Origin of the sequence: Halospina denitrificans, from assembly GCF_004364635.1 — a bacterium.
GTDB classification, from domain to species: Bacteria; Pseudomonadota; Gammaproteobacteria; order Pseudomonadales; family Oleiphilaceae; genus Halospina; species Halospina denitrificans.
Map to the genome: position 1 here is coordinate 184,486 of NZ_SOAX01000001.1, position 14,756 is coordinate 199,241.

Annotated in this window: 12 protein-coding genes; 6 read left to right on the forward strand and 6 right to left on the reverse strand. The window is 57.3% G+C overall.

Annotation, left to right across the window (positions count from 1 at the left end):
* Nucleotides 1–11: 11 nt before the first annotated feature.
* Genes yidC through rpmH form a run of 4 tightly spaced genes read right to left on the reverse strand, consistent with a single transcriptional unit; the run spans nt 12 to nt 2,548 of the window.
* On the reverse strand, nt 12–1,736 hold the full coding sequence (yidC, locus tag DES49_RS00850) for a membrane protein insertase YidC (RefSeq protein WP_133734498.1): 1,725 nt from the start codon (nt 1,734–1,736) through the stop codon (nt 12–14).
* A 3-nt stretch (nt 1,737–1,739) separates the two neighbouring features.
* Complete coding sequence (gene yidD / locus DES49_RS00855) at nt 1,740–2,000, reverse strand: membrane protein insertion efficiency factor YidD (protein WP_208296997.1); 261 nt, start codon at nt 1,998–2,000, stop codon at nt 1,740–1,742.
* Between the two features lie 19 nt (nt 2,001–2,019).
* Complete coding sequence (gene rnpA / locus DES49_RS00860; RefSeq protein ID WP_133734500.1) at nt 2,020–2,400, reverse strand: ribonuclease P protein component; 381 nt, start codon at nt 2,398–2,400, stop codon at nt 2,020–2,022.
* 13 nt (nt 2,401–2,413) lie between these two features.
* Nucleotides 2,414–2,548, reverse strand: coding sequence for a 50S ribosomal protein L34 (gene rpmH / locus DES49_RS00865; RefSeq protein WP_133734501.1), 135 nt, complete (start codon nt 2,546–2,548; stop codon nt 2,414–2,416).
* Between the two features lie 619 nt (nt 2,549–3,167).
* Here rpmH and dnaA point away from each other — a divergent pair.
* The 6 genes from dnaA to gyrB all read left to right on the forward strand — a co-directional run bounded on the left by dnaA (nt 3,168) and on the right by gyrB (nt 11,616).
* Nucleotides 3,168–4,757 carry a chromosomal replication initiator protein DnaA gene (dnaA, locus tag DES49_RS00870; RefSeq protein ID WP_133734502.1) on the forward strand — a complete coding sequence of 530 codons (1,590 nt, stop codon included), beginning with the start codon at nt 3,168–3,170 and terminating at the stop codon, nt 4,755–4,757.
* A gap of 56 nt (nt 4,758–4,813) precedes the next feature.
* Nucleotides 4,814–5,917 (forward strand): DNA polymerase III subunit beta, encoded by a 1,104-nt coding sequence (gene dnaN / locus DES49_RS00875; RefSeq protein WP_133734503.1) that lies wholly within the window; start codon nt 4,814–4,816, stop codon nt 5,915–5,917.
* A 108-nt stretch (nt 5,918–6,025) separates the two neighbouring features.
* Nucleotides 6,026–7,312, forward strand: coding sequence for an ABC1 kinase family protein (locus DES49_RS00880; protein ID WP_133734998.1), 1,287 nt, complete (start codon nt 6,026–6,028; stop codon nt 7,310–7,312).
* A gap of 12 nt (nt 7,313–7,324) precedes the next feature.
* Nucleotides 7,325–8,077: a glutathione S-transferase N-terminal domain-containing protein gene (locus DES49_RS00885; protein WP_243864784.1), complete on the forward strand. Its 753-nt coding sequence runs from the start codon at nt 7,325–7,327 to the stop codon at nt 8,075–8,077.
* Nucleotides 8,078–8,080: 3 nt separating this feature from the next.
* A complete protein-coding gene (gene recF / locus DES49_RS00890) occupies nt 8,081–9,181 on the forward strand; it encodes a DNA replication/repair protein RecF (protein WP_133734504.1) in 1,101 nt (366 codons plus the stop codon).
* Between the two features lie 26 nt (nt 9,182–9,207).
* Complete coding sequence (gene gyrB, locus DES49_RS00895; RefSeq protein ID WP_133734505.1) at nt 9,208–11,616, forward strand: DNA topoisomerase (ATP-hydrolyzing) subunit B; 2,409 nt, start codon at nt 9,208–9,210, stop codon at nt 11,614–11,616.
* A 37-nt stretch (nt 11,617–11,653) separates the two neighbouring features.
* Here the strand turns inward: gyrB and DES49_RS00900 are convergent, their stop codons facing one another.
* Nucleotides 11,654–12,454 carry a substrate-binding domain-containing protein gene (locus tag DES49_RS00900; RefSeq protein ID WP_133734506.1) on the reverse strand — a complete coding sequence of 267 codons (801 nt, stop codon included), beginning with the start codon at nt 12,452–12,454 and terminating at the stop codon, nt 11,654–11,656.
* Between the two features lie 209 nt (nt 12,455–12,663).
* Nucleotides 12,664–14,754 (reverse strand): glycine--tRNA ligase subunit beta, encoded by a 2,091-nt coding sequence (gene glyS, locus DES49_RS00905; protein WP_133734507.1) that lies wholly within the window; start codon nt 14,752–14,754, stop codon nt 12,664–12,666.
* Nucleotides 14,755–14,756: the final 2 nt, after the last annotated feature.

A 14,756-nucleotide genomic window follows, 5' to 3' on the forward strand; every position in this document is an offset into this window, starting at 1 on the left:
GGATCCGCAGCCTAGCTCTTGGCAGGCTTGGCCTGCTCTTTCTCGATCTGGCGGTAGATCCAGAACTGCTGCGCCATCGACAGGACGTTGTTGCTCAGCCAGTAGAGCACCAGGCCTGCCGGGAACCACAGGAAGAAGAAGGTGAACATGATCGGAAGGATCTTCATCACCTTGGCCTGGACCGGATCCGGCGGCGTCGGGTTCAGCTGCATCTGCAGGAACATGGAGCCGCCCATCAGGATCGGCAGGATGAAGTAGGGATCCATCACCGACAGGTCGTTGATCCACAGCATGAAGGGCGCATGGCGCAACTGCACGCTTTCGAACAGAACCCAGTACAGGGAGATGAACACGGGCATCTGCACCAGTATGGGCAGGCAGCCCCCAAGGGGATTGATCTTCTCCTTCTTGTAGAGATTCATCATCTCCTGGGAGAGCTTCTGCTTGTCGTCCCCGTGGAGTTCCTTGATCCGCTGGAGTTCCGGCGCGACCCGGCGCATGTTCGCCATGGAGCGGTAACTGGTCGCAGAAAGCTTATAGAAGGCCAGCTTAACCACGACCGTCAGCAGGATGATGGCGACACCCCAGTTGCCAACGATGCTGTGGAACCAGTCCAGGATGTAGAACAGCGGCTGGGAGATGAAGAACAGCCAGCCGAAGTCCACGGTGCGGTCCAGATTGGGCGCGATACCCTGAAGCCGTTCAATAATCTTGGGCCCGAGATAGAGGCTGGAGGAAACCTCACCCTCACCGCCGGGCTCAACCGTTGTGGCCGGACTTACGAAGCCCATGACATTGAGGTTGCCCCGTTCCCGTTTCTGATACCGGTGGGTCGTCTCCTGGGGAGGTATCCAGGCGGTCATGAAATAGTGCTGGAGGAAGGCGATCCAGCCGCCCTCAACGGTCTTGTTGACCGGATACTCCTTAAGGTCACTGAAATCATATTTCGTATAAGGGTCGTCGGGTGTACTCAGAACCATGCCTAGAAACGCACGGACGCCAACGATGCGCTGACCGGTTGGATCCTCGCTTTCATCCCGGACAATCTTGCCGGAGAAGTTGCCAGACCAGGGCTGGTCTGAATTATTGCGGATCTGATAACTGACCTTTACCTCATAACGATCCCGTTCAAAACGGTAACGCTTGGTGATGACAACGCCATTATCCATTTCATGGTGCAGATCAACGACGAGTTCATCCTCACCTTCGCTCAGTTCATAACTCGAACTTTTCGCTTCGTAGACAGGGGCACCACCCGAGGCATCAGGGCCATCACGGCCGATCAGGCTGCTTTCCAGAATATAGGTCAGATCAGAGTCATTGCTGAGCAACTGAAGGGGTTCGTCGGATTTAAGCGTTCGCTTGTGCTCCGGCAACCAGGCCTGGGTGATCTGCCCGCCTTTCAGGTTGATGCGCAGATCCAGGACATCCGTTTCGACCCGGACAGTTTCAGTGTCATCACCGGGAACCTGAGTGCCATCCGTCTCCTCAGGGCCTGTCATCGCCTGGTCATCGGTGGAATCCCCGGATTCAGGCAGATCAAAATCCTCGGTGTCCGCGGTCGGCGGTTCGGCGCCATTGGCGTCCGCGGTATCACCATTGCTCGCTGGCGCCATTTCTGTGGGCTGCTCGCGATCAGCGACCGGTTGCTGGCCATAGTCCTCGTTCCAGGCCATGACCAGGAGGTAGGCAACGATACCGAGACCAAGCCAGATCGCAACTCGTGGGATATCCATAGTTCATCGCATCCTGTTGCATGAATGGGTGCAGTGGGAGGCTTCATTGTCGGCCTCGGGCACCGGATCAAATCCGGAAGATCCCCAGGGATGACATTTACCCAGGCGTTTCAGGGCAAGCCAGCCACCCCGGATCGCGCCATGCTGCTCAATGGCAGTCAGAGCGTACTCGGAGCAGCTGGGAATATGACGACAGTGGGGGGCGAAGACAGGACTGATGCCATACTGGTAAACGCGAATAAGACAGAGCAAAAACCAACGCATGGCTGATATTCCCGCCGCTTCAGAGACTGGTTGAATCGACCTGATGACTGAGCTTACTCCAGAGTCGGTCCAGTTGCTGATAGAGCTGCTGATTATCAAGCGTTCCAATACCAGGCCGGGCCAGGACAATGACATCGAGACTGGGAATGTCATTCTGCCTGTGACGGAAGGATTCACGCACAAGACGTTTGATCCGGTTCCGGTCAACGGCGCGCTTGAGGTGTTTGCGCGCCACTATGATACCCAGCCTTGACTGGCTGGGTTCAGGTGCCCTGGTTTGTGTCGCCAGCATCAACAGGTGTCGATTTCCCGTCTTGAACTGTACATCACTGAAAACCTGGGTGTACGCGCGGCTGTTCAGCAGTCGCGCCTGACGTGGAAACCGGTTGTCGTGCGTCAATGATTACGGGGAATCAGACGCTCAGACGCTTACGGCCCTTGGCGCGACGCCGGGCGATTACTTGCCGTCCATTCTGGGTGGCCATGCGGGCACGAAAGCCGTGAGCCCGTTTACGCTTGAGAACACTGGGCTGAAAGGTGCGTTTCATCTTGATGGTCCTGTCAGAACTTGCATTTATCGGGTCATCACGGCCGGTTTCTCAAATCGTCCGGAGAAACGTTTGGCCGGGGAGCGGGATTCTATTCAATTTAGCGGATTGATTCAATGCCTGTCTGGCTTTTCCTGGGGTTTCCCAGCCGCAGTCATAATTACTATCAGTTTTTATGTTTTAAGGAATAAAAAGACTGTTGTTATTACTATTAGGCAGGCGGTTTTCTGTGGATAGGCGGTTTTAATACTTTTTGATCAGTTGGATACGTAAAGCATGAACCTGTTGATAGCTGCGGGGAAAGCGGGTGATAAGCCAGGGAGTAAAACTTGATAAGCAGGGGTGACTGGAATCGGTCGATTTCATACCAGGGTTATGCACCGGTTTGAAGATGGTCTGTGCACGGGGAACCCACATGGATCTGTGGATAACTATTTGTGAAGCGTGCTGATTGTAATTTTGTGCACCACTCTGTTTTTAAGTCTGTAAGATTCTGTGTGTAGGGATAAAAGTTATCCACATGGTGTTTATATCCTCGTTTTCGGGGCTTTCAAGGGGGGGCTTGCGGGGGTAGAATGTCCAGTCTTGCCCACCGGGTGTTTGGTTCAACAAGAATAAAATGGACGAGGTCGAAACCGTGCCGCAGGAAATCTGGCAGCAGTGTCTGGAACTGTTACAGGATGAGTTCCCTTCCCAGCAGTTCAATACCTGGCTCAGGCCATTGCAGTCGCGGGATGATGGCGGTGCTCTGGTACTGCTTGCGCCGAATCGGTTCGTGCGGGACTGGGTGAGTCAGAAGTATCTGGGGCGCATCGAGGAAGTGATCCGGGAAATCAACGGGTCTTTGAACCTCAAGGTTGAAGTGCGTGTGGGCTCTGCGAATGAGCAGCAGGCCCGAGCCGGTCGATCCGGTGGAAATGGCCGCACTCATGGGCAGAGCCGGCTCAATCAGGCTGGGACGGGGGCGCGTCGGGATCCGGATACGCGCAGCCGCAGCGGGGATCCGGCGATAGACACCCCGGACGGGATCGAAGGTGGTGAGAGCGCCCCCGCGGTGAATGACTCAGAGCTCAACATTGCGGATGAGCGCGCCGGGGAAGAGCTGCACATTGACAGGCTGGACCGGAGGGGACCGGGGCGTCAGCAGGAACGCCGGAAGGTCAATGTTGAAGGCGGGGTGCAGCATAACGAGACCTTTCTCAACCAGCAGTTCACCTTTGACACCTTTGTCGAGGGGAAATCCAACCAGCTGGCCAAGGCGGCATCGAGCCAGGTCGCAGAGAACCCCGGGGGGTCCTATAACCCGCTTTTCCTCTATGGCGGCGTAGGGCTTGGTAAGACCCACCTCATGCACGCTGTGGGTAATGAAATCGTAAAGCGCAACCCCGGGGCCAAGGTGGCCTATCTGCGCTCAGAACGGTTCGTGGCGGACATGGTCAAGGCGCTCCAGCTCAATGCGATTAATGATTTCAAGCGTTTTTACCGCTCACTCGACGCGCTGCTGATCGATGACATCCAGTTCTTTGCTGGCAAGGAGCGTTCGCAGGAAGAGTTCTTCCATACTTTCAATGCGCTGCTTGAGGGTGGACAGCAGGTCATCCTGACCTGCGATCGCTTCCCCAAGGAAATTGTGAACATGGAGGAGCGCCTCAAATCGCGTTTCGGCTGGGGATTGACGGTGATGGTCGAACCGCCGGAACTCGAGACCCGGGTAGCGATCATCATGAAGAAGGCCGAGCAGGCGCGCGTCCACCTCAGCAATGAAGCCGCTTTCTTTATTGCCCAGAAGATCCGCTCCAACGTTCGGGAGCTGGAGGGTGCGCTGAAACTGGTGATTGCCAACTCACACTTCACCGGCCAGGAGATTACCCCTGCTTTCATCCGCGAGAGCCTCAAGGATCTCCTGGCGCTGCATGAGAAGCAGGTGAGCATCGACAATATTCAGCGGACCGTGGCAGAGTACTACAAGATGAAGGTGGCGGATCTGCATTCCAAGCGTCGCACCCGGACGATCACACGCCCCCGCCAGATGGCGATGGCACTGGCCAAGGAGCTGACCAGTCACAGTCTCCCCGAAATCGGTGATGCCTTCGGGGGGCGTGACCATACGACGGTTCTCCACGCCTGCAAGAAGATCGAGGAGCTGCAGGAGTCTGATGCCAATATACGTGAGGATTACCAGAACTTCCTGCGTTTGCTGACAACCTGAAAACCAAAACCTCAACAACTTCCATTCATTCGCTGAACCAGGCAAATCACAAGACCATGAAAATCCGTATCAGTCGCGAATCCCTGCTTGAACCGCTCCAGCCCATTGCCGGCGTCGTTGAGAAGAAACAGACCATGCCCGTTCTGTCCAATGTGCTGATGGCGGTTGACGATGATGCCCTGACCCTGACGGGGACCAATATGGAGGTGGAGCTTGTCGCCACCCTGACGGATCTGGAAGTAAGCCAGACCGGGCGTGTCACGGTACCGGCACGCAAACTGGTTGATATCTGCCGGTCATTGCCCGAGGCAGCGGATGTAACCCTGGCACTGGAAGGCGACCGCATGAAGATCAGTGCGGGAGCAAGTCAGTTTACCCTTGCAACGCTGCCAGCTGATCATTTCCCCAATGTTGAGGACGATGAGGACAGCTTCACTCTGAATCTGGAGCAGCGTGAATTCCATTCACTGCTGAGCAGCACTGCCTTTGCCATGGCCCAGCAGGATGTGCGCTATTACCTGAATGGGCTGCTTCTTGAGATTGGCGATGACAATATGCGAGCGGTTGCAACGGACGGCCACCGGTTGGCGATGGGTAACCTTCCCACTCCTACCTATCTCGATACACCGCGCCAGATCATCGTACCGAGAAAGGGGGTTCAGGAGCTGATTCGCCTGCTTGACGACAGCGAGGATCCGGTGGCGCTGACCATTGGCAGCAGTCATATCCGCGCGACCCTGGGTGCGTATACCTTCACCTCGAAACTGATCGAAGGACGCTTCCCGGACTACAACCGCGTTATTCCCCAGGGTGGCGACAAGACGGTGATTGCGGACCGCGAGACGCTTAAGAGCATCCTTCAGCGGGCGGGAATCCTGTCCCATGAAAATATCCGTGGTGTCAGGCTTGAGCTGGAACCGGGTCAGTTGCATGTTTATGCCAATAATCCGGATCAGGAACAGGCTGAAGACACCATGTCGGTAGCCTACGATGGGGAGCCGTTGCAGATTGGCTTCAACGTTGGTTATCTGATTGACGTAATGAATGTGATACGGGAAGACCAGGTGAGGATTGTCCTTTCCGGTTCGAATGCCAGTGCGCTGATTGAAAGCACGGGCACAGACGACAATCTTTACGTGGTAATGCCGATGCGGCTTTAATCCATGGAGAAACAGACGATGAACACGGCACTGGAAAGCATTGATGTGAACAGGGAATCGGGCCCTCAGCGCCCGGTAGTTGAAGGGCTGCGCCAGAACCCGGCGCAGATGATTGGTGATGGGATCAAGGGCGCGTTCCGGATTGGCCAGACAGCGGCGGTTGTCGGTGGCCAGGGGGTTCGGTGGCTTCGTGGGGACAGACCCTCGACGCCCCATCTGGTAAGGGATACCTTCGAACGCCTCGGAGCGACCTATGTGAAGCTGGGGCAATTTATTGCCTCTTCGCCGACGTTTTTTCCCCGGGAATATGTGGAGGAATTCCAGCACTGCCTGGATCAGACACGACCGCTTCCCTATTCCGTGATGGAGGGGATACTCAGAGAAGAGCTGGGTTCTGCGGTCGATACTGAGTTCACCCGGATTGACCGGACGCCGCTGGCGTCGGCCTCGATTGCACAGGTCCATGGCGCGCGCCTGAAATCCGGGGAGGAAGTAGTACTTAAGATCCAGAAACCCGGTGTCTCCACTATCCTGCTTACCGACCTGAATTTTCTCTATGTATCGGCCCGGATAGTGGAAACACTGGCGCCGAAGCTGGCCTGGACCTCCATGTCCGGCGTTATCCAGGAAATCCAGCGGACCATGATGGAAGAGTGCGATTTTGTGCAGGAAGCGAATAACCTGGAAGCGTTCCGGGAATTCCTCGATCGCACCGGCAACACGGAAGCCACCGTTCCGGCGGTATACCGGGATTTGAGTACCCGGCGGGTTCTGACGATGGAGCGCTTCCAGGGGGTGTCACTGACCGATCTGGATTCGATCCGGCGCTACAGTGATGATCCGGAACGCACGCTGATTACCGCGATGAACACCTGGTTCGCGAGTCTGACGCAGTGCGATTTTTTCCATGCGGATGTGCATGCCGGGAACCTGATGGTGCTGGAGGATGGCCGGGTTGGCTTTATTGATTTCGGGATCGTTGGGCGGATCAAGCCGGATACCTGGACGGCCGTCTCCGATTTCATGGGTGCGTTGATGAGCGCGGACTTTGAGAAGATGGCGGACGCGATGACGCGCATCGGGGTAACCCGGGAAGGTGTGGATGTTTCCGCCCTGGCCCGTGACCTCTCCGGGCTCCAGGAACATATGGATGCGGTTGTGCCTCCGGATATTGAAATGATGGATATGGATGTCACGGAACTGTCCGGTCGTACCGAGGATGATGTGAATGATCTGCTCATGGACCTCGTGCGGATCGGGGAAAATCACGGGCTGCATTTCCCGCGTGAGTTTGCACTGTTGATCAAGCAGTTCCTGTATTTCGATCGGTATGTCCACATACTGGCGCCGGAAATGGATATGTTCCTTGATGAGCGGCTGAATATGCTGCAATAGGGGGAGAAACGGGTGCTGAAACTTGCGGGACAGCTGACAACATCGACAAGCGCACTTTGGCGTGGCACATCGGTGCGGGTGCAGGAAACGGAAAGGCCGAGGGAGTTACTGCACCTTTATGATATGGAAGGTTGTCCCCATTGCCGACTGGTTCGTGAAGCGTTAACCGAGCTCGACCTGGATGCCGTGATCTATCCCTGCCCCAAGGGTGGGGATCGGTTCCGTAATCGGGCGGCGGAGCTCGGCGGTCGGGAACGTTTCCCCTTGTTGGTTGATCCCGGCCAGGGTGAGGTACTCCAGGAGAGTACCCGGATTGTGGCCTATCTTTGGCGACAGTATGGCAGTGGCGGCGGACCGGGGCTGACCGCGCGGGCACCGATTGGCAAGATCCGATCGGTAATGGCGAGTGCCACGCGCATCGGGGCTGGTGTTTATGCCAAACCGGCCCGTCGGCCCGCACGCCTTCTTGAACTTTACAGTTTTGAATCGAGCCCTTACACACGTGTGGTTCGCGAGCGATTATGTGAGCTGCAACTGCCCTACGTTGTCCGTAATTGCGGTAAATCGTCGCTGGGCGATTACGTGCTGCCGGTGGTGAGGGAAGCTGTCGGCATGAACTACGAGCCCGCGTCTCCCAACCGCCGTGAGCTTCTGGCTCGAACCGGACGTGTAGCGGTTCCGTATCTCGTCGATCCGAACCAGGACAACAGCCTCTATGAGAGCGACCGGATTCTGGAGCACCTGCGACACTTTTATCAGATCTGATTGATGGCCCTGGAAGAGCTCCATATCCATCATTTCCGCAATATCGCCTCTCAACGATTGGTCTTTTCTCCCGGCCTCAATATTGTTTTCGGGGTCAATGGGAGCGGAAAGACCAGCCTTCTCGAAGCAATCTATTATCTGTCGACGGGACGCTCATTCCGAACCGCCAAGCACAATCGAGTGGTCCAGGAAGGGAATGATCGGCTTACGTTGTTTGGTCGCGTGGTTGAGACGTCGGGACAGCATCGCTTGGGGATTGAGCGCGTTATTGGGGGGCAGGAGGCGACCCTTCATAAGAATGGTTTGAAACTCCGCAGCGTTGCCGAGTTTGCCAGGTTGATGCCGGTGTCGGTAATCGAGCCCGGTACCTTCGATCTGGTGTCCGGAGGCCCCGGTTATCGACGGCGATTCCTGGACTGGTTGGTGTTCCACGTGGAACATGATTACGGACGACGCTGGAAAGCCTGTCAAAGGGCGATACGGCAGCGCAATCATCTACTCCGGCATGGTATACTATCCGATCAGGAGTTGGGCCCCTGGACGCAGCAGGTGGCCGTTCTCGGGGAAGAGATTACCCAGTCCCGTGAAAAAGGCTTTGAACTGTTCCGGCAAGAGCTCGACCAGATGCTTTTGAATGCCGGGGCGGACTGGGCGCAGGGCTTGAAGGTTGAGTTCGCCAGGGGATGGGACGCAAGCCGCGGCCTTGAAGCGACCCTTAGAGCGAATCCGCAATCGGAGCAGCGAGCCGGTTTCACACTTTACGGGCCAAATCGAGCGGATATCCGCATCCGATGCGGGAACCTGCCCGCAGGTGAGGTTCTTTCCCGGGGTCAGCAACGTTCGCTGGTTATCCTGATGAAGTTGGCACAGATGAGGGTTCTGCGCGAACAATGCGGGATCCGGGGTCTTTGCCTCCTGGATGACATCAATGCAGAGCTGGACGCCAGCAATCAACAGTTGCTTGCGGGTGAGCTTCTCGCCCTGGACTGCCAACTCTTTGTAACAAGTATTACGTCACCGGGCCATGAAGGGCCCTGGTCGGATGTGTCACCCGGTGATTATCGAATGTTTCACGTGGAACATGGCCAATTCTCGGAACAATAAGAGCAAGCTGGGGGAGCCCTTAGCATATGTCTGAATATACGTCATCGAATATCAAAGTTCTCAAAGGTCTGGACGCGGTCCGTAAACGTCCCGGAATGTACATCGGCGATACGGACGACGGGACCGGTCTTCATCACATGGTTTTTGAGCTCGTTGATAACTCAATCGATGAGGCGCTGGCAGGATTCTGTTCCGAGATCGGGATCATCATCCATCCAGATGAATCGGTCACGGTAAAGGACGACGGCCGCGGCATTCCTACCGATATCCATGAGGGGGAAGGCGTTTCCGCTGCTGAAGTAATCATGACCGTTCTCCATGCAGGCGGTAAGTTTGATGATAATACCTACAAGGTTTCCGGTGGACTTCATGGCGTGGGTGTTTCAGTTGTCAACGCCCTCTCCTCGACGCTGAAGCTTACGATCCGCCGCAATGGTAAGGTGCACGAACAGGTTTTCCATAACGGATTTCCGGAACAACCCCTCGCTATCGTGGGTGAGACAGAGGCTTCCGGTTCCGAGGTGCATTTTATCCCTTCCCCGGAAACCTTCACCAATATCGAATTCCACTTCGATATTCTTGCCAAGCGGCTCCGGGAATTGGCTTTTCTGAACAGCGGCGTTCGCATCCGCCTGACCGATGAGCGCTCCGGAAAGGATGAAGTGTTTGAGTACGAAGGCGGCCTGCGAGCCTTTGTTGAGCACCTTAATACCAACAAGACACCGTTGAACCGGGTTTTCCATTTTACCCGCGAGCGTGAGGACGGCATCGTCGTCGAGATCGCGATGCAGTGGAACGATGCCTTCCAGGAAAATATCTTCTGTTTCACCAACAATATTCCCCAACGGGACGGCGGCACACACCTTGCCGGATTCCGGGCGGCGCTGACACGGACCCTGAATTACTACATTGAACAGGAAGGTCTGCTCAAGAAGCTCAAGGTCAGCACCGCCGGAGATGACGCACGGGAAGGATTGACCGCGATCGTGAGCGTGAAGGTTCCGGACCCGAAATTCTCGTCCCAGACCAAGGACAAACTGGTGTCTTCCGAGGTGAAGACCGCGGTCGAGCAGGAAATGAACCAGCAGTTCACGGACTATCTCCAGGAGTATCCCCAGGAAGCCAAAGCCATCGTCAACAAGATGATCGACGCGGCGCGTGCCAGGGAAGCGGCCCGCAAGGCACGGGACATGACCCGCCGCAAAGGCGCGCTCGATGTTGCCGGGCTTCCGGGAAAGCTGGCTGACTGCCAGGAAAAGGACCCGGCCCTTTCTGAGCTGTTCATCGTGGAGGGTGATTCAGCCGGTGGCAGTGCCAAGCAGGGCCGGGAGCGCCGGACTCAGGCGATACTGCCCCTCAAGGGTAAGATCCTGAACGTGGAGAAGGCCCGTTTCGATAAGATGCTCTCCTCAGTGGAAGTGGGAACCCTGATTACCGCTCTGGGCTGCGGAATTGGCCGCGAGGATTACGACCCGGATAAGCTGCGCTACCACAGCATCGTGATCATGACCGACGCCGACGTCGACGGCTCCCATATTCGTACACTGCTGCTCACCTTCTTCTATCGCCAGATGCGCGAACTGATTGAGCGTGGCCACGTCTACATCGCCATGCCTCCGCTCTATAAGGTAAGGCGTGGCAAACAGGAACAGTATCTCAAGGACGAGAAGGCGAAGACTGCCTATGTCACCCAGTCAGCCCTGGAGAATGCCTCGCTCTACGTGAACCCCGATGCACCGCCGATCACCGGCGGCGCCCTGGAAACACTGGTACGCGAGTATCAGAGTGTCATGGATGTGATCGAGCGACTGACGCGCGTCTATCCGGAACGGGTACTCCAGGAGATGATTACCCATCGCACCCTGACAACGGAAGACCTTCAGGATTCGAAGAAGGTTGAACAGTGGGTTGCGGATCTGGGTGAGCGCCTGGTACTGGATACCCGCACGGGCATCCGTTACGAATTCACCACGGCAGAGGATACCGAGCGCAAGCTGACGCTACCCAAGGTCCGGCTCCTCATTCATGGTATTCCTTACGAGTATACGTTCCGCCACGAGTTCTTCGAGTCACCGTCCTACCAGGCCATCGCCCAGCTGGGTGAGAAACTGGATGGGCTGATTGAGCCCGGCGCCTTTATCCAGCGGGGCGAGCGCAAGCAGGCGGTGGATACCTTCGCCGGTGCGCTCGACTGGTTGATGCGTGAAGGCCAGAAGGGTCTGACGATTCAGCGCTACAAGGGCCTGGGGGAAATGAACCCGGATCAGCTCTGGGAGACGACCATGGATCCCGAAACCCGTCGGATGATGAAGGTCACAATCGAGGATGCGATTGCCGCCGACCAGATCTTCACGACCCTGATGGGGGATGAGGTGGAGCCACGGCGTGCCTTCATCCAGACGAACGCGCTGGAAGTGACCAACCTCGATATCTGATGGGATTCACTGCCCTGTCAGGCAGCAGGGCAGTCGCTCAATCGTTTCGGTAGGGATAGACCCCGAAGCGTAACGCCATTTCGGTGATTTTTCGGGGCAGCAGTGGGCCGAGGCAGAGAAAGGTCAGTATCGACTCGGTATGCCAATGCCCCCTTCCCGCCGCCTCTGAAACCATCAGCGGCCAGTGTCGCGCCATTCCCGGCTGGGGTTCCGCCCAGGCTTCAAGTACCAGAACCGCATCATGCTCGATCGACTTCAGGTCTTCCTGGCTTACCCGCTTGTCACTGATGCGGGGTTGGGGCGCGGAAATCCAGCCCAGGGATCCCAGCAGTTGATGACATGGATGTTGGGGCGTGGTGAAGCGATAGCGTCCCGGGGCTGTTTCGATCAGTACCAGCACCCGTGGCCCCGGTTTTGGCAATCCGGCTCTCAGCCCCTCAAAACGCTCCCGGAAGTGCTGCGCCGGCACCATCTCTGCCATGATGCAACCAAGTACCCGGGCAATGCGCCGAAGATTTGCGCATACCTGCTCGGGATTGTGTGCGGCTGGCACCAGGGTCAGTCTGGGTTCCAGATGCTTTGGCAACCAGGCGGGGCAGAGACTGGTGCCCCCGGCTACTTGATGCGCGAGGATCAGGTCGGGAGCCGTTTCCCGCCCAACCCGCTTCCAGGGAATAATCCGATCGCCGAAACCGAGTTCCTCAATGTAGCTCCCTATGACCTCGTCCGCCGCCATAACTGACCCCACGCGGGGAGCCGTAAGCCTGTGCATGGCCATGGCGCTCTCGACGCAGGCGGATACTGTCGCCTCAAGGTCCGGATGGAGGTTGGTACCCATCAGTCGTCACACTCCTGATTGCTGTTCCGACAGTATCCGAATCCACTGCATTGATGTCAATGAGAACCATTGCTATCCATTAAGTGCTATCAATTGCATAGACTCGTCTGATGGCATTAAAGAAGCAGGAATACGGGAAGTGCTGGGGATGGGAGAGGGTCCGGGATGCCTTTTGGCAACCCGGACCTGAAGGTTCCGGGAGTACGGGGTCAGGCTGCCTTGGCGGTCTGCAGCAGTGAGATATCAGCAACCTGCAGGAACAATGAGCGCAGCCGATTCAGCAGTCCCACGCGGTTGTTGCGTAGTGCCTCGTCGTCACTCATCACCATGACGTCGTCGAAGAATCGGTCCACCGTCTTCTGCAGATCCGCCAGGGAGCGCAGACCGGCGTCATAATCCCCTTTCCGGAAAAGTGGCACCACCTTTTCCTCCTGGGCGGTAATCGCCTTCAGAAGCTCACGTTCGGCGTCCTTCTCCAGCAGGCTCTCATCAACTTTCGGCGCTGTATCAGCATTGCCGGCCTGTTTTTCGAGGATATTCGAGACCCGCTTGTTGGCGGATGCCAGAGCGGCTGCCTCCGGCAACGCCACGAAGTTGTTGACCGCCATGATGCGCCGGTGGAAGTCCAGTGGCTGTGTGGGCCGGCGTGCCTGGACCGCCAGGAAGACCTCGGCGGGCACGCCCTGGTCCTCATAAGTGGCACGGAACCGCTCGAGGATGTAATCCACAACCGGCGTGACCGGATCGGCTACGGTAAGGCAATTGAACTGTTCCGCAGTCCAGCTGCAGAGGTCGGTCAGATCCAGCGACAGGTTGCGCTCGACCAGGATACGGAGAACGCCCAGGGCGGCCCGGCGAAGCGCATAGGGGTCGCGGGTGCCACTGGGCGGTTGATTGATCCCGAACAGGCCCACGAGTGAATCAAGCCGGTCGGCGAGCGCCAGTGCGCACCCGGCATCCGTTTCAGGAACGGCGTCACCGGCAAAACCCGGAAGGTACTGTTCACGGAGCGCGGTGGCAACGGCTTCACCCTCACCATCGTGGCGGGCGTAATACTGGCCCATGATGCCCTGAAGGTCGTCGAACTCCTGGACCATTTCGGTAATCAGGTCCGTCTTGCTGAGCATGGCCGCACGGTGGGCTGTGTTGGGATCGGCGCCGATGGCTTTGGCGATCCGGCCGGCAAGGGCCGCCATGCGTTCCGTCTTGTCATGGATGCTGCCCAGTGTTTCCTGGAAAACGATGGGCTTGAGCTCTTCGACCCGGTCCGCCAATGGCTTTTTGCGATCGGTATCGTAGAAAAAGGCGGCGTCGGCGAGCCTGGGGCGGATAACCTTTTCGTTACCGGAAATCACCGCCTGGGGATCACGGCTCTCGAGGTTGGCGACCGTTACGAAGCACGGCAGCATCTCACCGTTGGCATCCACTACGTGGAAATACTTCTGGTGTTCCTCCATGGATGAGACCAGTGCCTCCGGAGGCACCTCCAGGAAGCGTTCCTCAAAGCGGCCCAGCAGCGGCACCGGCCACTCATTCAGAGCAGTAACTTCATCCAGAAGTCCGGGATCCACCACCGCGTTACCGTCCGCCTGCTCCCTGGCAACACGATGGACACCGGCTTCAATCTGCTCCCGTCGTGCCGCAAAGCTGGCTTCCACAAAGCCATGCTGGCGCAGCACCAGTTCGTAATCCGCCGGCGTGGAGATGATCAGTTCCCCCGGGTAATGGAAGCGATGACCCCGTGTTGCGTGACCGGCCTCCTTTCCGAGGATGGTACAGGGCACTTCCTTGCTTCCGTAGAGCATGATGACCCAGTGGACCGGGCGCACAAACTGCTCCTTGCGCGCGCCCCAGCGCATGCGCTTGGGTATCGGAAGCTCGGCCAGCGCCTGGTCCACAATTCCGGGCAACAACTCGACGGTGGGGCGGCCTTGCTCAATACCCCGGTAGACAAGCCAGGCACCCTTGTCGGTCTCCAGCGTATCCAGCTCATCCGGCTGGATACCCAGGCTGCGGGCAAAGCCCTCGAGGGCCTTGGTCGGGTTGCCGGCGCCGTCAAAGGCCGCCTTTACCGCGGGTCCCTTCTTTTCGAAGGGCGTATCGGGCTGGGCATCCGCTACCCTGTTGATGCGGACCGCCAGCCGACGGGGCGAGGCAAAGAGTTCCACCTCGCCATGCTCAACCCCTGCAGTCTCGAGTCCCTTGCGAATCCCCTCCCCGAACGCCTCGGAAAGCTGTTTCAGTGCCTTGGGCGGCAGCTCTTCGGTTCCGATCTCAACCAGAAAATCCTGTGCGCTCATGG

Excerpts from the sequence above, each read along its gene's own strand:
- DES49_RS00880 (WP_133734998.1), top strand. The coding sequence starts at position 6,026 with ATGATTGGTGATGGGATCAAGGGCGCGTTCCGGATTGGCCAGACAGCG.
- yidC (WP_133734498.1), bottom strand. The coding sequence starts at position 1,736 with ATGGATATCCCACGAGTTGCGATCTGGCTTGGTCTCGGTATCGTTGCC.
- DES49_RS00900 (WP_133734506.1), bottom strand. The coding sequence starts at position 12,454 with ATGGGTACCAACCTCCATCCGGACCTTGAGGCGACAGTATCCGCCTGC.
- yidD (WP_208296997.1), bottom strand. The coding sequence starts at position 2,000 with ATGCGTTGGTTTTTGCTCTGTCTTATTCGCGTTTACCAGTATGGCATC.
- glyS (WP_133734507.1), bottom strand. The coding sequence starts at position 14,754 with ATGAGCGCACAGGATTTTCTGGTTGAGATCGGAACCGAAGAGCTGCCG.
- dnaN (WP_133734503.1), top strand. The coding sequence starts at position 4,814 with ATGAAAATCCGTATCAGTCGCGAATCCCTGCTTGAACCGCTCCAGCCC.
- rpmH (WP_133734501.1), bottom strand. The coding sequence starts at position 2,548 with ATGAAACGCACCTTTCAGCCCAGTGTTCTCAAGCGTAAACGGGCTCAC.
- gyrB (WP_133734505.1), top strand. The coding sequence starts at position 9,208 with ATGTCTGAATATACGTCATCGAATATCAAAGTTCTCAAAGGTCTGGAC.
- recF (WP_133734504.1), top strand. The coding sequence starts at position 8,081 with ATGGCCCTGGAAGAGCTCCATATCCATCATTTCCGCAATATCGCCTCT.
- dnaA (WP_133734502.1), top strand. The coding sequence starts at position 3,168 with ATGGACGAGGTCGAAACCGTGCCGCAGGAAATCTGGCAGCAGTGTCTG.